Raw genomic sequence first — 17,089 nt, 5'->3', positions numbered from 1 at the left:
GGGGGGCGTCTCACCTCATGTCGGACCTCCTCGGCTTCATCCTGAGCGGTCTCGTATCGGGCGCGCTCTACGCGCTGCTCGCCACGGGCCTCGTCCTGTCCTACTCCGCATCCGGCCTCTTCAACTTCGCGCACGGCGCCACCGCCTACATCTGCGCGCTCGCCTTCTACGAACTCCACTCCGGCTTCGGCTGGCCCGCCGTGCCGACGGCCCTGCTCCTCGTCTGCGTGGTGGCACCCGCGCTCGGCTGGGGCCTGGACCGGCTGATGTTCCGCAAACTGGCGCGGGTCGGCGAGACCGCGCAGATCGTGGCGACGATCGGCCTGCTCGTCGCGCTGCCCGCGCTCGGCCTGTGGATCGTGGAACTCCTGGAGGACGCGGGCGCTTCCGTGCAGCCCGCCGAGAACCAGTTCGGTCTGCCGGGGGTCGGGCCGAGCCCCGCCAAGTCCTGGCAGCTGATGGACGGCGTCGGCATCGACTCCGACCAGCTGATCACGTGGGTGGCGACGGCCGTGGTCGCGGTCGGCCTGTGGGTCCTGATGCGGCACACACCGCTGGGGCTCCGGCTGCGGGCCGCGGTCGACAACCGTTCGCTGGTGGAGCTGCGGGGCATGAGCGCGGACCGGCTCTCGTCGGTGGCGTGGATGCTGTCGTCGGGGCTCGCGGGCCTTGCGGGTGTGCTGGCGACTCCCTTGCTGGGGTTGTCGTCGCACGACTTCACGCTGTTTCTTTTCGTCTCCGCGACGGCGGCAGTGCTGGGCCGCTTCATGTCGATCCCGCTGGCCTTCGCGGGCGGGCTCGGGCTCGGGGTGCTGCAGAATCTGGTCGCCGGCTACGCCGACTTCGCGGAGAAGATCACGGGCTTCCGTACGGCGGTCCCGTTCCTGATCCTCTTCGCCGGGCTGCTGCTGCTGACGCGGCGGCAGCGCACCGCGGGCACGGCGGCGGCGGACGCACCGCCGATCGACTATCTGGCGGGGCGGTCGTGGGCGCGGCGGTGGGGGCCGTGGGCGGCGGGGGCGGTCGCGCTTGCGGTCTCGTTCTACACGGTGACGACGCCCTTCTGGAGCGGCATCCTCGCGCAGGGCCTCGCCATCTCCGTCGTCTTCATCTCCTTCACCGTGGTGACGGGGCTCGGCGCGATGGTGTCCCTGGCGCAGGCGACATTCGTGACGGGGGCGGCGCTGGTCGCCGGTCTCCTGATGAGCCACGGCTGGCCGTTCATCGCGGCGGCGCTGGTGGGGACGTGCGGGGCGGCGGTGCTCGGCGCCCTGGTCGCGCTGCCGGCGCTGCGGCTCGGGGGCCGGTCCCTGGCCCTTGCCACGCTGGCCCTTGCCTTTCTCGCCGATCAAGTCCTCTTCCAGATCGGCTGGTTGAGGAACGGTGACACGGGGTGGGAGATACCCCGGCCGGTCTTCGGCTCGGTGGACCTGACGGACGACCGTGCGATGGGCGTGGCGATGGTCGTCCTGGTGACGGTGGCGGTGGCGGCGCTCAGCGCGCTGCGGGGGTCGGCGACCGGGCGGGCGATGCTGGCGGTGCGGTCCGCTCCGGCGGCGGCGATGGCGTCGGGCGTGTCGGTGGTGCGGACGAAGCTGCTCGTCTTCACGCTGTCGGCGGGTCTTGCCGGGTTCGGGGGTGTGATGTACGCGTCGTTCAACACCCGGATCACTGCTACGGACTTCACGGCGATGACGGGGCTCGTGTGGCTGGCGGTGGTGGTGGCCGCGGGGGTGCGGAGGCCGCAGTTCGCGGTGGTGGCGGGGTTGGTGTTCGCGGTGATGCCGCATGTCCTGGCGGACTATGTGACGGAGTCGGTGCAGGTGCCGGTGATTCTGTTCGGGCTTGCGGGGTTGGCGCTGGCCAATGATCCGGATGGGTACTGTGCGGCGGTTTCGGTGCGGATGCATCGGCGGCGGGTGCGGGGGGTGGGGGTTGAGGTTGCCTCCGGCGGCGGACTTCCCCAACCCCGCCCCTTCCCGAAACCGGCTTCGCCGCCACCAGTTACCGTCGATCACCGGCTTCGCCGAGTTCGTCCTCAAACGCCGGACGGGCTGGATCTTTCAGCCCGTCCGGCGTTTGAGGACGAGGCCGAAGGCCGATACGGGGGTCCGGGGGCGGAGCCCCCGGTTTCGGGAAGGGGCGGGCTTGGGGAAGAGAAACCCCCTGCCCTCGCCCTCCACGACCTGCACGCCGGATACGACGGCGCCCCCGTCCTCCACGGAGTGACCCTCACCGTCCACCCAGGCGAAATCGTCGCCCTCCTCGGACCCAACGGGGCAGGCAAGTCCACGACCTGCAAGGTCGCCGCAGGGCTCCTCGCCCCCACCACCGGCCTGGTGTACGTAGCCGGTGCCGACGCCACGCGGCACGGCGCCGTCGCCCGCGCGAGGGCAGGCGTCGTCCTCGCCCCCGAGGGACGCGGAATCTTCCCGTCCCTCACCATCGAGGAGAACCTCACCCTCCACCTCCCGGACAAGGCCGCACGCGAAGCCGTCTACGACCGGTTCGGCAGCCTCGCCGCCCGGCGGAAGATCACCGCGGGCTCCCTCTCCGGAGGCGAGCAGCAGATGCTCGCCCTCGCACCCCTCCTCCAGCACCCGCCCGCGGTGCTCATCGCGGACGAGCCGTCCCTCGGCCTCGCACCCCGCGTCGTGGACGAGGTGTTCCGCCTGCTCGGCGAACTCCGGGACGCCGGAACGGGGTTGCTCCTGGTCGAGGAGAAGGCGGCGGAGATCCTGGGCGTCGCCGACACCGTGGCGTACCTCGCGCAGGGCCGCGTCTCGTGGTGCGGCCCCCGCTCCGAAGTCCGGACGGACCAGCTCACCGAGGCCTATCTGGGCATAGCCGCGCAGGGGCACACCGAAGGAGTGGGCAGGCCATGAGCGACGACCGCGTAGACGACCGGATACTCGAAGCCCGCGGCATCGGCGTCCGCTTCGGCGGCATCCGCGCCCTCGACCAGGTCGACCTCGGCCTGCGCCAGGGCGAGGTCTGCGGCCTCATCGGGCCCAACGGGGCTGGAAAGACCACCCTGTTCGACGTGGTCTCCGGCATCCGCCGCCCCGACGCGGGGCGGGTCCTGTTCGACGGGGCCGACATCACCCGCCGCTCCCCCGTCTGGCGGGCCCGGCACGGCATGCGCCGCACCTTCCAGCGCCAGCAGCTCTTCGGGCAGCTCACCGTCGCGGACAATCTGCTGGTGGCGCAGGAGTGGCGGGGCGGCGGAGGCGGGTTCGCCGCCGATCTCCTTGCGGCGCCCACCCGGCGTACGCGGGAGAAGGAGCGGCGTACCCGCGCCGCAACTGTCCTGCGCAAGTGCGGACTTGACGCCATCGGCGACGACTACGCGGGGGCACTCCCCGTCGGCCGCGCCCGCATGGTGGAGCTGGCGCGGGCCGTGGCGGACCCGCCGAGGGTGCTGCTGCTCGACGAGCCCGCGTCGGGGATGACGGCCGACGAGCGGGGCCAGCTGTCGGCCGTCATCCGGCATCTCGCGGACGAGGAGGGCTGTGCCGTGCTCCTGGTCGAGCACAACGTCGCGTTCGTGATGGAGCTCTGCGCCCGCGTCGTCGTGCTCGACCTGGGCGGCGTCCTCGCGCAGGGCACGGCGGCCGAGGTGCGCGCGGACCCGAAGGTACGGGACGCCTACCTCGGCACCGCGGCGGCGTGAGCACGTGATACGTGATACGTGATCTAACCGATCGTCACTCGGAAGATCTGATCCGAACCGTCCGGCTCTCCACCGTTGTTGTCCGCGTTGGTGGTGGAGAGCCAGAGCTGATCGGCGCCCGGCACGGCGGTGACGGCGCGCAGCCGCCCGTACTCACCGACGTAGAACGCCTTCGCCGTGCCGACGTCCTCGTTGTCGGCGCTGATCGGTATGCGCCAGAGCCGCTCGCCCTTCAGCGCCGCCATGTAGACGGCGCCGTCGACGACGGCGACACCGCTCGGCGAGGCCTCCGCGACGCCCCAGGTCTTCTTGGGGTTCGTCATGCCGGAGACGTCGCACTCGCCCTCGCAGGTGGGCCAGCCATAGTTCGCGCCGGGCTTGATGAGGTTGAGCTCGTCCTTGGCGCTCTGCCCCAACTCGGCTTCCCACAGCCGCCCTTGGGGATCGAAGGCGATGCCCTGCGGGTTGCGGTGGCCCATGCTGTAGGCGTAGTTGCCGAAGGGGTTGCCGGGGGCGGGTTCGCCGTCCCTCGTCAGGCGCAGGATCTTGCCGTTGAGGGAGTTCTTGTCCTGCGCGAGGCCGCCGTCCTGGGCGTCGCCGGTGGTGGCGTAGAGGTGGCCGTCGGGGCCGAAGGCCAGGCGGCCGCCGTTGTGGTACTTGTTCTTCTTGATCCCCTTGAGCAGAACCTTGTAGTCCGTCAGCCGCGTGCCGTCGTAGGTCATGCGGGCGATGCGATTGCCCTCGGACGAGGTGTGCATGACGTACACGTAAGGGTTCGTGTCCCAGTCCGGGTCGACGGCCACACCCATCAACCCGCCCTCGCCGCCCGTGGTCTGGGACTCGGGGACGGTGCCTATCTGCGTCTTCTCCTTGCCGTCCTTGGAGACGAGCCAGACGCGGAAGTCGTCGCGTTCGGTGACCACCGCGGACGCCCCGTCGGGTGTCCAGGAGGTGCCCCAGGGGATCGTCCAGCCGGTGGAGATGGTGGCGATGTCCGTCGGTTCTCCGGCCGCCGACGTCGACATCGGTGGCGCGGGGGCGGCCGCGGACACGGCGGGGCCGTACTGCGTGAGCCCGGCCACCACGAGTGCGGCGGCCCCGAGCAGAGCCGCTCTCTTCTTGCCGCTGTTCTTGCCGCTGGTCATCTCTCAACCTCCGTACTGGGCAACGATTTTGGTGAAGTCGTACGGCTGTTGCGACACGCCGCTGCACGAGTCGCCGGGGCTTCCGCCCGAGCCGCAGTCGCGGTCACGGTTGACCGACCAGAAGGAGAACCGTGCGATGTGGTGCTCCTTGGCGTACGCGAGGATCGTCTCGAAGTCAGCCGTGGTGACGGTCTCGTCGGGCACGTCGGTCTTGCCGTTCATGGAGGAGACGCCGATGTGCTGGTACGCGTCGGCGTCGCTGTAGCCGTAGGCGCTCTTGACCGCGCTCTGCAAGCCCTCCATGGCGCTGACCGAGGCCTCGCCCATGGAGCCGCTGTGGCCGCCGAAGTCGAACGGCATGATCACCCAGGCGTCGTTGTCGAGTCCGGCGTCGGCGCCACGCCGGATGAGGTCCTTGCCGGTGGCGTCGGGGCCCTCCGGGGTCGTGCCCATGGTCACGTAGGTGACGATCCCCGGGTTCTTCTCCTTCACGATCTTCAGGGCGTCGACGACCCGCTGGCGCACGGTCGCGTTGTTGAACTCGGTGTCCTCGATGTCGATGTCGAACGCCTTGAGGTCATAGGCGTCGATGACCTTCTGGTAGGCGCCGGCGAGCGCGTCGGCGCTGGTGCACTTCTCGCCGAGCTTGGCGCCGCTCCAGCCGCCGACGGAGACGACGATGTCGCCGCCCGCACCACGTATGGAGTTGATGGCGGATTCATCGGAGCCGCCCTTCAGAGGGCGGCTGCCGTCCCAGGCGGGGTTGCAGCCGCCGTCGGACAGGATGAAGGCGAGCGTGAACCATTTGACGCCGGTCGCGGCCATCACGTCGGTGGGCTGCTGCGGGTCGCCCCAGCCCAGGTACTCGTAGGGGGCGGCGTGGATGGTGCCAGGGGCTTTGGGCCGTGCCTGCGGGGGCGCGGCCGATGACTGGGCGGCCAGGGTGAGGGAGGCCGCCGTCGCGAGGACTCCGGCGGCGGCCACCGCGGTGACCGTTCTGTGGGGGGTGTGGGACATGGGGGGTGTGCTCTCCTTTGCGGTGTTAGGAAGGGTTCCTAACGGTCTGAGGGTGCAGGGCAGGTGCGGCTCCTGCGGGAGGGAGGGGTTACGTCTTCGGGTACGCCCGGTAGGCGAAGTCCGTCGGGCGGTCACCCGCGCCGTCACTGGCGCCGTCACCGGCGCCGTCGACGAGGGCGCGGACCGCCGCGTGGTCCGGCGAGCGGTGGCAGGCGGGGTCGGTGCGGGTGGCATCGCCGGTCAGGGCGTACGCCTGGCAGCGGCAGCCCCCGAAGTCCACGGTGCGCAGCTCGCAGCTGCGGCAGGGGTCACGCATCCACGCCTCGCCGCGATAGCGGTTGAAGGCCGCCGACTCCCGCCAGATCCAGCCCAGTTGGCGGTCCCGCACGTTCGGTGCGTCTTCTGCGAGCAGCTCACCGGCGGCCGGGCAGGGAAGCACCGTCCCGTCCGGGGCAACGGTCAGTGAGACGGCGCCCCAGCCGCCCATGCAGGGCTTGGCGATCCCGTCGACGTAGTCGGGCGCCACCCACACCAGCTCCATGCGCCCCGCGAGCCGCTCCCGCCACCGCTCGACGCGTTCACGGGCGTACGCGACCTGTTCCCGCCCCGGAAGCAGCGCGCCCCTGTTCCGCAGCGCCCAGCCGTAGAACTGGGTGTTGGCCAGCTCGATGCGGTCGGCGCCCCAGGCGAGCCCCAGCTCCACGAGCCCGTCGAGCGCGTCGAGATTGGCGCGGTGCAGCACCGCGTTGAGCCCGAGCGGCAGCCCGGCAGCCCGCACGAGCCGGGCAGCCCGCTCCTTGGCACCGAACGCCCGTACCCCCGCGATGAGTTGAGCGGCTGCGGGGTCAGCGTGCTGCACGGACAGCTGGACGCTGCGCAGCCCCGCGTCGACAAGTGCGCCGAGCCGACGCTCGTGCAGTCCGACTCCACTGGTCACGAGCTGCGTGTGGATCCCGACGGAGTCGGCACCGCGCACGATCTCCACGAGATCACGACGCAGGAGCGGCTCCCCGCCGGACAGATGCGTCTGCACGACACCGATATCAGCGGCCTGCCGCATCACATCGGCCCACTGCGCGGCAGTCAACTCACGCTCGCGCTCGACCAGTTCGATGGGATTGGAACAGTAGGCACAGCACAGAGGGCACCCGTGGGTGAGCTCGGCGAGCAGGGCCCAGGGCGGCTCGACGGGATGGGGATGGGGGCGCGGGGGCGCGGCGGTGGGGCTCGGGGGCGCGGGGGTGGCGGGGCGCGGACGCTCAGCCGCACCAAGTCTCAGGCGCGCAGGCGTGCCGGCGTTCGGAGGCTCGGTGGTGGCGGGGCTCGGGGGTACAGCCGTGCCAGGGCTCGGGGGCTCGGTGACGCCAGCGCTCGGACGCACGGCAGCGCCAGAACTCGGACGCAGAGTCGCACCAGCACTCGGGAGCTCGGTAGCACCAGCGCGCGGACGCTCAGCCATGCCGAGGCGCGGGCCCGCAGCCGCGCCAGGACTCGAGGGCTCGACGACGCCAGCACTCGGGAGCTCGGTGCTGCCAGGACTCGGGCCCCCAGCCGCACCCACATTCGGAAGCTCGGTGGTACCAGCGCTCGGACGGGCAGCCGCACCAGCACTCGGGCCCTTCGCCACACCAGCACTCGGGAGCCCGCTCGCCCCAGCGCTCTGCGGATCGCCCCTCACCGGAGCCACCCCTCCGCCCGCAGTGCCGCGAGGAACCCCGGCACCTCGTCGGCGACCGGCGCGTCCGGATGCCGCCGCGCCAACTCGCCCACGATCTGCTCCACTTCACGCTCACCGTCGCACAGGCCCACCACGCTCCCCGCGGACCCGCGCAGTACGACCACCCGCTCGGGCAGTACCAGCAGGTCGACTCCGCGCACCCGGTCGTGTCGCAGGGTCACGGAGCGGGCGAGCACGGGGCGCCAGTCGCCGGCCATCAGCCGCGCCCCGGCCCGCGGTCGACCGCGTCCAGCAGTGTCCACAGGACGTCGCACTTGAAGCCGAGCGCGGCGACGGCCCGCTCCTGTTCCGGCCGTGTGCGCGCCCACTCCAGGACGAGGCCGAGCGCCTCCTGCCCGTCCCTGCCGCCCTGTTCCACCCGGGTGCGGAAGTACGCGAGGCCCTCCGCCTCGATCCACGGGTAATGCCGCTCGAACGCCTCGATCCTGGTCCGCATGAGGTCCGGCGCGGACAACTCGGTGAGCGATGCGGCGACGGCGTCAAGGGCGGGCCTGAGGCGGCAGAAGTTGACGTACCCGTCGACCGCCAGCCGCACGCCGGCCAGCACGCTGGATACGTCGAGCAGCACCTCGCGCCCGATTCCCGCGGCCTCACCGAGCCGCAGCCAGCGCTCGATGCCGCCGTCGCCGTCCTTCTCCCCGTCGTGGTCCTGGATCCGCCGCACCCAGCCGCGCCGCAGCGCCGGATCGTCGAACTTGGCGAGAATCAGCGCGTCCTTGACAGGGATGTACCGCTGGTAGTGGAAGCGGTTGACGATCCAGCGGCGCAACTCGTCCCGGGTGAGGGTGCCTTCGTGCATGCGTACGTTGAAGGGGTGCCGGTCGTGGTACCGCTCGGCGGAGACGGCGCGCAGCCGCGCCGTGAACTCGTCGGCCGTCCAGGGAGCCGTCACAGTCATAGCTCGATCACCATCCGTTCCGCCGCGACTTCGATTCCCCACTCCGCGAGCAGCTTGTGCTGCTCGGCGTGCGGATTCCCCAGGGGATTGGTGTTGTTGAGGTGGGTGTAGAGGCAGCGCCCCGGCAGCCGGGCGAGCCGGCGCGCGGTGCCGCCGGGCCCAGTGATGGGCAGATGCCCCATGCCGGTGGCGGTGCGGGTGGAGAAGCCGCAGCGCAGGGGCTCGTCGTCGTCCCAGAAGGTGCCGTCGACGAAGACGAGATCGGCGTCGCGCACGGCTTCGTCGAAGGCGTCGGACCAGACGGCGAGGGCGGGCGCGTACAGCAGGGTCCGGCCGGTACCGGAGTCGTGCAGACGCAACGCCACGGACCAACTATCCCCGCTGTTCGTGGAGTTGGCGGCGTACCTTGGGCGCTTCCCGGACAGGGGCACGGCGCTGACACGCAACCCCCCGCCCCCCAACGAGCACCCGGCGGCGGTCAGCTCCCGCCACCGCACATCCGTATAGGGCCCGAGGACGGCATCGAGCCCCAGCCCCTCCCCCACCGCCTGCCGTACGGGAGCGGTGGCGAGGACCTCGAAGCCGGCGGCCGCTTCCCGGAAGCGGGCGATGCCGAGGGTGTGGTCGAGTTCGGCGTCGGTGAGCACGACACCGGCGATGGGAGTCTGCCGGGCTCCGGGACCGGGACGCAGGTCCGGGCAGTCCTCGATCTGCTCGCCGATGTCTGGGGTGGCGTTGACGACGTACCAGCACCCCTCCGCCGCGCGCACGGCGAGCGAGGCATGCCGGCGGCGACGCTCCGGGTGGGCGCGCGCCCCGGTGCATCCGGGGCACGCGCAGTTCCACTGGGGCAGCCCGCCGCCCGCCGCGGTGCCGAGCACCTGCAGCAGCATGGCGGCGGGGTTACCGGTCGGCGCGGCGGTACGCGGTCACTTCGAGCGCGGTCTCCACGACCTCGTACTCGGGGGTCTGCCATGCGGTGACGGCTTCTGGCGCCGGAAGTGCCGTGGGGGTCTCGTGGTCATTCATACGTGGATCGCTGCCTTCCTGAAAAAGTGGGGGTTCAGGGTGGGGGCCAGGGTGAGGGTTCAGGGTGGGGGGCAGGAGCGAAAGGAGCACCCAGTTCACCGGGCGTTCACATGAGTGTCCTGCGTTCAGTGATGTGCAATAGAGTCGCGGCATGACGGAACGCGGTCAATGGTGCGGACCAAAAAACGCCCGTACTTCACCCGGGAGTGGTCAAGGAATGCAGCACCGCACCTGATCGTTGACCATGGGAGTACCACCCGACGACTTAAGGATCGAGAGCTCGTGAGCAAGGTCCCCCCGATCATCCTGAACAATGGCGTCGAGATGCCGCAGCTCGGCTTCGGCGTCTGGCAGGTACCGGACGACGAGGCCGAGGCGGCCGTCACGACGGCACTGGAGGCCGGGTACCGCAGCATCGACACCGCGGCCGTCTACGGCAACGAAGAGGGCACCGGCAAGGCCATCGCCGCTTCCGGCATCGCCCGCGCGGAGCTCTTCGTCACCACGAAGCTCTGGAACGCGGACCAGGGTTACGACGCCACGCTCCGCGCCTTCGACGCGTCGCTGGAGAAGCTGGGCCTCGACTATGTGGACCTGTACCTGATCCACTGGCCGCTGCCCTCCAAGAACCTCTACGTGGACACGTACAAGGCGTTCGAGAAGATCCAGGCCGACGGGCGCGCGAAGTCCATCGGCGTCTCGAACTTCGAGCCCGACCACCTGGAGCGGCTGCTCGACGAGACGTCGATCATCCCGGCGGTCGACCAGATCGAGCTCCACCCCCACCTCCAGCAGCGCGCCGCCCGCGAGTACCACGCGGAGCAGGGCATCACCACGGAGGCCTGGTCCCCGCTGGGCCAGGGCAAGGGGCTCCTGGAGGTCCCCGCGATCGTCGCGATCGCCCAGAAGCACGGCCGCACGCCCGCACAGGTCGTCCTGCGCTGGCACGTCCAGTTGGGCAACGTGGTGATCCCCAAGTCCGTGACGCCGTCGCGGATCAAGGAGAACATCGACGTCTTCAGCTTCGAGCTGGACCCCGAGGACATGGCGGCGATCAGCGCCCTGAACGAGGACCGGCGGCTCGGTCCGGATCCGTCCACGTTCGACGTGCTCTGACGTCACCCTGGGGCGCCTCCGTCCGGCACACGCCGGGCGCAGGCGCCCCTTTGCCGTCCCGCCCGCTGTTCGCGTCAACAGGCCTTCGTCAAGTCAACAGGTCTTCGTCAACAGGTCTTTCGGTACTCGACAGTTGGCAGATAGGTCTGCCACTGCGCCCTGCTGAGTCCGCCTCTGGCGCGCTCACACACGGCGTCCGCCGCACGGCCCGCCCCGATCGGCACCGAGCGGCTGGGGATGTGCGCGGTCGCCACCCGGAGTTCGTCCCCGGCGAAGCCGAGTCCCAGGACGGGGCCGTCCGTGGCGGGGTACTCGGCGCCCGCAAGGCGGGGGGTTTCGGTCTCCCAGACGCGTACGGTGCCGTTCTCTCCACCCGCGGCGAGATAGCGGCCGTCTTCGGAGAAGGACAGGACCGATCCGAGTGGCTCCTCCGCCCTGCCCCATTCGTACGAGCCCGGAGAGAGCACGCCCAGGGCTCGGCGGCCACGGGCGTCCCACAGGGTGATCCTGCCGCTGTCGTCGGCGACGGCGAGAAGGCGGCCGTCGGGGCTGTGGACCACGGTGCTCAACATGTCCTCGCCGCGCAGTGCCCGCGACGACCGCCCCGTCCGGAGGTCGGTCAGCACACCGTCCGTCGTGAGGAGGGATCGGCCGTCGGGAGCCAGCGTTCCCACCAGTCCGGCCGTATGCTGCCGCAACGCCCTGGTTCGCGTGTCCCCCGTCATGTTCCAGACCTCGACCTGCCGGTCGTCGTGGTCCCGCTCGCCCAGCGGTGTGCCCGCGGCGACCACTCGCGCACCGCGCGACGGGACCGCCAGGCTGTCGACCCACGACGGGACGCGCGTACGGGACGACTCCTGGGCGTCCCTGATGTTCCACCGCCGCACCGTCGTGCCGCTCTGGCCCAGGAACCCGTAGGCAAGAGCCCGGCTGTCCGGGGAGAAGGCCCACGGCTGGCCCACCCCGCATTCCACGCAGGCCGGTCCTGGCAGCGACGCCGACACCTCACCGCTCCGCGCATCGCGCAGCCTCAGCTTCCCTTCGCTGCCGCGGCCTTCGACCGTGGCGAGGGTGCGCCCGTCCGGGCTGAAGCGCGCGGCCGCCAGCGGTCGACTGCGACCGTGCACGGTCAGGGCCGCTCGAATGTCGAGGGTGCGTACGACTTCGGAGCTGGCCCGGTAGCGGATCACACCCGCTGCCGTGTCCACCCTCAAGTCGGTGGCTCCGCGGTCCCGCACCGGATAGCGCAGGAGCGACGTGCCGGGCGAATCGGTCATCCACAGCGTGATGTCCCCGTCGTCGGCCATGACCGCCGCGACCGTCCCGTCATCGTCGAAGTCCACACCTCCCTCGGAGCCGGCGGGCAGCTTGATCTTCGGGCGCTCCCGGCCGGTCGTCGGCTCCCAGGTGCGGATCCCGCTCCCCATGGAGAAGGACAGCGCCCGGCTGTCCGGGGTGAAGGTCAACTCAGGTGCTCCGCAGACCTGTTCATCCACATCGCGCGGCCAGGTCCTGGGCACGTACCGCCCCTTCGCGACGTCCCGCACAGCGAGCCGGCCGCCCTGCGAACAGGTCGCGAGCAGCCGGTCATCGGGGCTGAGCGCCGGAGCGGGACTCTCCGTGTCCTGGCCCCGGATCTCGTCGAGAAGCTTGTGCCTGCGTATGTCCCACACCTGGACCGTGGCACCGTCGCCGACCCTCGTGCGGATGACGAAGGTCCGGCCGCGCGGCCCGAACCAACCGTCCGTGTCCCACCGTTCCCCCGTCCCGAAGCGCGGGCCGACCGCCCGGTTCCGGACCAGATCCCACACCAGTACGCCGCTCCTGCCGTGCTGCGCGACCATGCGTCCGTCGGCGCTGACGTCCATGCTGTTCTCGTGGGCACCGGGCCGGGACGTCGTACCGATGCGGCGATGGTCGCGCACGTCCCACCGCACCACACGGTCACGGTCGACCGCCGTCAGCGTGCGCCCGTCCATGCTCAGCCAGCGCCGCGCGTTCGGCGTGGTGCTCTTGTCGAGGCCGGCGAACGAGTCCTGCTCCCGCCACGCGCCGACGGCACGCACCGCCTCGCGTGTCTCCGGCAGATCCGCGACGCGCCAGGCAGCCACACTCAGCCGCATCGCGGTCACCGGATCCGAAACCCGCAGCGTCTGCGCGACGCCGACGATCCGCCGCGCCTGGGCCTCGGCCCGCTGCCGCTCCCCGTTCCGGTTCTGCTGCCAGGCGGCCATGCCCGCGACCACGGCGAGGCAGAGCAGTACGGCGAGGCCGGAGATGAGCGCCCGCGTCCGGCGCGCGGCGCGTGCCTTCGCGCGTATGTCGTGGTCGTGGGCGTCGACACCGGCGTCGAGGAACTCCTTTTCCAGGGCGGTCAGTTCGAGGGAGCCGGAATCAGTTCCCGAACCGAACGCCTCCCGCGCCGCCGTCAGCCTCGTCCCCCGGTACACGGCCCCCGCGTCCCGCCCAAGCTCCTGCCACGTCACGGCCGCCTCGGTCAGCGCCCGGTGCAGCCGCAGCCGGTCGCGGTCCGCGTCGACCCACCCCCGGAGCCTCGGCCATGCGCTGATCAGGGCCTCGTGGGCGAGGTCGACCGTCGTTCCGTCGACGGTCAGCAGCCGCGCGGCGACCAGGCGTTCCAGTACGTCGTCGCAGCCGGCCGGAAGTTCGGCGCGGTCGACGGGGCGGCGGGTGTCCTGCGTGCCGTCGCCCGGCGCGACCATGCGCAGGAGCAGCCGACGGGCCGTCGCGGCCTCCGCGTCCGTCAGCCGCCCGAAGACTTCCTCCGCGGTGTGCGCGATGGCGCCCCGTACGCCGCCGATCGCCTCGTACGCCGCCTCTGTCAGTGTCTTGCCGCTGCGCCGCCGCCACACTTCGCGGAGCGCGTGCGCCATCAGCGGGAGGCCGCCCGGCTCGTCCACCACGTCGGCCACGATCCGGGCCGTCAACGTCCGCTCCACGACGAGCCGTTCGGCCGCCGCGGGCCTGACGATGGCCTCGCGCAGTCGACTCGGCGACATGGGGCCGACGAGGAGGTTGGCGTCTCCCAGCGCGTCGGCCAGGGGGCCGTGTTCGGCGCAGCGGCCGTAGAAGTCGGCGCGGACGGCGACGATCACGCGCAGGCGGCTGCCGGGGGCGCGGGCCATGAGCAGCCGGTCCAGGAATTCCGTCCGTTCCGCCGGGGAGTGGCAGAGCGAGAAGACCTCCTCGAACTGGTCGATCACGAGGAGCGTGTCGCCGGCGCCGTCGGCGGGCGTCAGCAGGGCCCGGTGCGTTCGGGCCGGGCGGTCGCCCGGGGTGAGAATGCGCATCGCGGCCGGGCGCCGGGCATCGGTGGACTCCCGTAACGCCGGGATGAGCCCGGCCCGCAGCAGCGACGACTTGCCGCTGCCGGAGGCACCGATCACGGCCGCCACGCGGCGCCGCGAGGTGAGCCGCACCAGCTCGTCCACGAGGTCGCCGCGGCCATGGAAGCGGGCCTGGTCGTCGGCACCGAATCTGGCGAGCCCGGGATAGGGGGACTCGCCCCCGTCCGTGTCCCGTTCGGCGTCTTCGGCGACCGTTTCGTACCAGCGCCGCTCCCACTCCTGCGGGTCCCCGTCGCACACGGACACATAGGCGAGCAGCACGGGCAGCGTCGGCAGCCGCTCTCCGGCGGCGGCCGCGGAGAGCGTCGGAGCGGAGTACGCGACGCGCTGGGCCATCGCCCGGTAGGTGGGGCTGCCCGCGTCGACGCGGAGCTTGCGGAGTTCGTACGCGAACCGCTGTACCGGGCCCGCCGTCGGCTCGAGCGGCTTCTCCCGACGCCCCATCCCCTGCCCCTCCCAGCCCCCTCTGGTCAAGATCCGAGACCACGTTAGCAATTGATCGGTGCGGCGAAACAGGGCTGCCAATCAATCCGTGCGCCGCTGAACTCGGCTTTCCGGTCCCGTTCTTGGGCCCGGATCCGCACAGCCGACCGCACACGCACGGGGAGCCCGCCATCGCCACCACCACTCGGTCCAGCCTTTCCGACCGGCCGCAAGCATCCGCGCGCCAGTCCGAGCACGCCGTTCAACTAAGGGATCGCACACGGTGGTTACCCGCCGTCCTGCCAGGCGTGCTGCTGACTCTCGCCCTGGGCCTCTGGGGCGTACGCCGCGGCGGAAGCATGTGGCGGGACGAAGCGGTCACGTACGACGTCGCGCACCGCGGCCTGTCCGACCTCTGGCACACGCTGGGAAACGCGGACGCCGTGCACGGGCTCTACTACTTACTCATGTACGGCCTCTACGGGATCTGTGAACTCTTCGGCCGTGCCGACCCGTTGCTCGTGATGCGGATCCCGTCCGTGCTCGCGATGAGCGTGGCCACCGCCGGTGTGGCGATGCTCGGGCGGCACCTCGCCGGTCCGCGGGCCGGGCTGCTCGCCGGGGCCGTGTTCGCGGTGATCCCTTCGATCCAGCGTTTCGCACAGGAGGGCCGTTCGTACGCGATGGTGTGCGCCCTTGTCGTCTGGGCGACGTACGTGCTGGTGCGCGCGGCATCGGCCGACGGACGCCGGGCGCGCCGCCTGTGGCGCTGGTACGGCGCGCTGATGCTGGTGACGTGCCTGCTGCACGAGTTCGCGGTGTTCGCGCTGCCCGCGCACGCCCTGACGGTGCCGTGGACCGCGCGCCGGCCGTGGGCCCGGGCCGCGGCGGTCGTGGTCACGGGTCTCGCGCCGCTCGCCGTGCTGAGCCAGCGGCAGAAGGAACAGGTGGGATGGCTCCACGTCGACCTGAGCCAGTACGCGGGAGCCACCGGTCTGTGCGTGGCCGGGGTGGTCTGCGCGGCGCTCCTCGGCAGGCTCGGCGGGCGGGCGGCGGATGCGGGGCGGCCGATCGGGCTGCGTCGGCCCGCCCTGGCGCTGCTCGTCACCCCCACGCTCGCGCTGCTGCTCATCGCCCCGGTCAAGCCGCTCTACGCGGACCGTTACGTCCTGTACGGCATCGCCGGGCTCGCGCTGCTCATCGGGGCGCTCCTCGACCAGGTGTCGCGCGGCGGACGCCGGCGGACCACCATCGCTGTGGTCGCCGCCGCTGCCGCCCTGATCGCTCTGGCCCCCTACAGCGCGCATCTACGTACTCCGGACAGCCGCCTCGACAACACGGCAGCGGTCACGCAGGCCCTTCAGGACGCCGGGAGCGAGGGCGACGCCGTGCTCTACATGCCGCTGCGCCGCCGGGTCTGGTCCCTGCCGCACCCGCAGGCCGTCGCGGAGCTCGACGATCTCGCCCTCGATCGGCGTCCCGCCCCTTCGCACACCTTGTACGGCACCGAGGTCGGCGCCGATGTCATCCGGGCCCGGATGCTCACGCGGACCCGGATCGTCTTCGTCACCGACCCCTCGCGCGATCCCGTCGACCAGATCCCGCGGGAGACCGTGAAACGCGACGTCCTGAAGGACCACTTCGAGCAATGCCACACCCGGAGCGACCGGGGCTGGCGCGTCACCCTGTACGCCCGCCCCGGCCACTGCCCAGCTAGCCCTTGACCCCCACATGCACCGTCTGCACGGACAGCAGGAACACATCCGGCCGGTGGTGCAGGCTCTGGTCGTCGTTCTCGTCCAGGAGGCGGTCGACCGTGGCGAGGTCGCCGGCGTCGAGGGTGTCCGCGTGCATCTCGCGGCGGCGGGTGAGTTCGCCGATGAGGTGGGTGCGGGCGTCGGCGGGCAGGGGGGCCGGGAGGTCGAGGAGGAAGGAGCGGGTGCCCACGTGGCGCAGGCCCGCCTCGGTCAGGAGCGCGGGCCAGTCCTCCGTGACCGACTTGGCGCCCGGCAGGTCCGCGCGCATCTGCGTGAACCACTTCTCGTCGGCCAGGTCGAAGCGGGTCTGCAGGCCGGGGCGGCCGAAGCCGATGTCGCGGGGCAGGCTGCGGGGATTGAGGCCGCCTTCGAGGAGGGCAAGGGCGCCGCCCGGCGCCAGGCGGTCCGCGAGCGCGGCGAGCGCCGCCTGCTGGTCGCCCACGTGGTGCAGGGCACGGCCGATCCAGAGGAGGTCGGCGGGCGGCAGTTCGCCGATGCCCTCGGGCAGTTCCGCCCTGCGGGTGCTTACGCGGTCCGTCAGGCCCTCGCGGGCGGCGCGCTCCCTGGCCCGCTCCAGGAGCGGCTCCGCCGGGTCCACGGTGATCACAGCGGCCTTGGGGAAGACCTCGGCGAGCAGGAAGGAGATGCTGCCCGAGCCGCCGCCCACGTCCGCGATCAGGGACGGCTCCGGCTGCCAGTCGCGCAGCCACGCGGCGATCTCGCGGTTCTGCGGCGCGGCGAGCTCCGCCTGCCGCTCCAGCATGGGGCCCATCGCCGCCCAGTCGATGTCGTCGTGGTGGTGGTGACCGTGGCCGTGGCCGTGGCCGTGGCCGTGCTGGTGAGTGTCGTCGTGGTCGTGGGCCATCTTCGCTGCCGCCGCCTTCGGTGTGCTCAGGGGTGGGTGGGATCGGTCCCCAGCCTGCGC

Annotated in this window: 13 protein-coding genes; 4 read left to right on the top strand and 9 right to left on the bottom strand. The window is 71.6% G+C overall.

Annotated elements, in window-relative coordinates; genetic code table 11:
• The first annotated feature begins 17 nt into the window (after positions 1 to 17).
• Both OG453_RS32695 and OG453_RS32690 read left to right on the top strand, forming a co-directional pair.
• Positions 18 to 2,885, top strand: a complete 2,868-nt coding sequence (locus tag OG453_RS32695; RefSeq protein ID WP_266872161.1) for an ATP-binding cassette domain-containing protein — start codon at positions 18 to 20, stop codon at positions 2,883 to 2,885.
• A complete protein-coding gene (locus OG453_RS32690; RefSeq protein WP_266872160.1) occupies positions 2,882 to 3,673 on the top strand; it encodes an ABC transporter ATP-binding protein in 792 nt (263 codons plus the stop codon). The genes OG453_RS32695 and OG453_RS32690 overlap by 4 nt, the downstream gene beginning before the upstream one ends.
• 23 nt (positions 3,674 to 3,696) lie before the next feature.
• Here OG453_RS32690 and OG453_RS32685 read toward each other — a convergent pair whose 3' ends face one another.
• From OG453_RS32685 to pqqA, 7 genes are all read right to left on the bottom strand, one after another.
• Positions 3,697 to 4,818, bottom strand: coding sequence for a sorbosone dehydrogenase family protein (locus OG453_RS32685; RefSeq protein ID WP_266872159.1), 1,122 nt, complete (start codon positions 4,816 to 4,818; stop codon positions 3,697 to 3,699).
• A 3-nt stretch (positions 4,819 to 4,821) separates the two neighbouring features.
• On the bottom strand, positions 4,822 to 5,835 hold the full coding sequence (locus tag OG453_RS32680) for a chitinase (protein ID WP_266872158.1): 1,014 nt from the start codon (positions 5,833 to 5,835) through the stop codon (positions 4,822 to 4,824).
• A gap of 88 nt (positions 5,836 to 5,923) precedes the next feature.
• On the bottom strand, positions 5,924 to 7,114 hold the full coding sequence (gene pqqE, locus OG453_RS32675; protein ID WP_266873210.1) for a pyrroloquinoline quinone biosynthesis protein PqqE: 1,191 nt from the start codon (positions 7,112 to 7,114) through the stop codon (positions 5,924 to 5,926).
• Positions 7,115 to 7,509: 395 nt separating this feature from the next.
• On the bottom strand, positions 7,510 to 7,770 hold the full coding sequence (gene pqqD / locus OG453_RS32670) for a pyrroloquinoline quinone biosynthesis peptide chaperone PqqD (protein ID WP_266872157.1): 261 nt from the start codon (positions 7,768 to 7,770) through the stop codon (positions 7,510 to 7,512).
• Complete coding sequence (gene pqqC / locus OG453_RS32665) at positions 7,770 to 8,471, bottom strand: pyrroloquinoline-quinone synthase PqqC (protein ID WP_266872156.1); 702 nt, start codon at positions 8,469 to 8,471, stop codon at positions 7,770 to 7,772. The genes pqqD and pqqC overlap by 1 nt, the downstream gene beginning before the upstream one ends.
• Entirely contained in the window at positions 8,468 to 9,364 is an 897-nt protein-coding gene (locus tag OG453_RS32660; protein ID WP_266872155.1) for an MBL fold metallo-hydrolase, read from the bottom strand. The genes pqqC and OG453_RS32660 overlap by 4 nt, the downstream gene beginning before the upstream one ends.
• A gap of 10 nt (positions 9,365 to 9,374) precedes the next feature.
• Positions 9,375 to 9,500 carry a pyrroloquinoline quinone precursor peptide PqqA gene (gene pqqA, locus OG453_RS32655; RefSeq protein WP_266872154.1) on the bottom strand — a complete coding sequence of 42 codons (126 nt, stop codon included), beginning with the start codon at positions 9,498 to 9,500 and terminating at the stop codon, positions 9,375 to 9,377.
• A 324-nt stretch (positions 9,501 to 9,824) separates the two neighbouring features.
• Here pqqA and OG453_RS32650 point away from each other — a divergent pair, with 324 nt between their 5' ends.
• On the top strand, positions 9,825 to 10,616 hold the full coding sequence (locus tag OG453_RS32650) for an aldo/keto reductase (protein ID WP_266873209.1): 792 nt from the start codon (positions 9,825 to 9,827) through the stop codon (positions 10,614 to 10,616).
• Between the two features lie 107 nt (positions 10,617 to 10,723).
• On the opposite strand, the gene OG453_RS32645 is transcribed toward OG453_RS32650, so the two are convergent.
• On the bottom strand, positions 10,724 to 14,428 hold the full coding sequence (locus OG453_RS32645; RefSeq protein ID WP_266872153.1) for a WD40 repeat domain-containing protein: 3,705 nt from the start codon (positions 14,426 to 14,428) through the stop codon (positions 10,724 to 10,726).
• Positions 14,429 to 14,715: 287 nt separating this feature from the next.
• Between OG453_RS32645 and OG453_RS32640 the strand changes: the two genes are divergently transcribed.
• The gene (locus OG453_RS32640) at positions 14,716 to 16,131 is read left to right on the top strand and encodes a glycosyltransferase family 39 protein (protein WP_266872152.1); all 1,416 of its coding nucleotides are present in this window, start codon (positions 14,716 to 14,718) and stop codon (positions 16,129 to 16,131) included.
• Here OG453_RS32640 and OG453_RS32635 read toward each other — a convergent pair.
• The gene (locus tag OG453_RS32635; protein WP_266872151.1) at positions 16,121 to 17,029 is read right to left on the bottom strand and encodes a class I SAM-dependent methyltransferase; all 909 of its coding nucleotides are present in this window, start codon (positions 17,027 to 17,029) and stop codon (positions 16,121 to 16,123) included. The genes OG453_RS32640 and OG453_RS32635 overlap by 11 nt on opposite strands.
• Between the last annotated feature and the right edge of the window lie 60 nt (positions 17,030 to 17,089).

It is taken from the genome of Streptomyces sp. NBC_01381 (genome assembly GCF_026340305.1).
Classification (GTDB): domain Bacteria; phylum Actinomycetota; class Actinomycetes; order Streptomycetales; family Streptomycetaceae; genus Streptomyces.
Note: the sequence above shows the minus strand (reverse complement) of the source record. Positions and strands in the feature narration are given on the sequence as shown.

What these genes read in the sequence shown, in the direction of transcription:
- OG453_RS32645 (WP_266872153.1), bottom strand. Translation starts at nt 14,428, where the DNA reads ATGGGGCGTCGGGAGAAGCCGCTCGAGCCGACGGCGGGCCCGGTACAG.
- pqqA (WP_266872154.1), bottom strand. Translation starts at nt 9,500, where the DNA reads ATGAATGACCACGAGACCCCCACGGCACTTCCGGCGCCAGAAGCCGTC.
- OG453_RS32635 (WP_266872151.1), bottom strand. Translation starts at nt 17,029, where the DNA reads ATGGCCCACGACCACGACGACACTCACCAGCACGGCCACGGCCACGGC.
- OG453_RS32690 (WP_266872160.1), top strand. Translation starts at nt 2,882, where the DNA reads ATGAGCGACGACCGCGTAGACGACCGGATACTCGAAGCCCGCGGCATC.
- OG453_RS32660 (WP_266872155.1), bottom strand. Translation starts at nt 9,364, where the DNA reads ATGCTGCTGCAGGTGCTCGGCACCGCGGCGGGCGGCGGGCTGCCCCAG.
- OG453_RS32695 (WP_266872161.1), top strand. Translation starts at nt 18, where the DNA reads ATGTCGGACCTCCTCGGCTTCATCCTGAGCGGTCTCGTATCGGGCGCG.
- OG453_RS32685 (WP_266872159.1), bottom strand. Translation starts at nt 4,818, where the DNA reads ATGACCAGCGGCAAGAACAGCGGCAAGAAGAGAGCGGCTCTGCTCGGG.
- OG453_RS32680 (WP_266872158.1), bottom strand. Translation starts at nt 5,835, where the DNA reads ATGTCCCACACCCCCCACAGAACGGTCACCGCGGTGGCCGCCGCCGGA.
- OG453_RS32650 (WP_266873209.1), top strand. Translation starts at nt 9,825, where the DNA reads ATGCCGCAGCTCGGCTTCGGCGTCTGGCAGGTACCGGACGACGAGGCC.
- pqqD (WP_266872157.1), bottom strand. Translation starts at nt 7,770, where the DNA reads ATGGCCGGCGACTGGCGCCCCGTGCTCGCCCGCTCCGTGACCCTGCGA.
- pqqC (WP_266872156.1), bottom strand. Translation starts at nt 8,471, where the DNA reads ATGACTGTGACGGCTCCCTGGACGGCCGACGAGTTCACGGCGCGGCTG.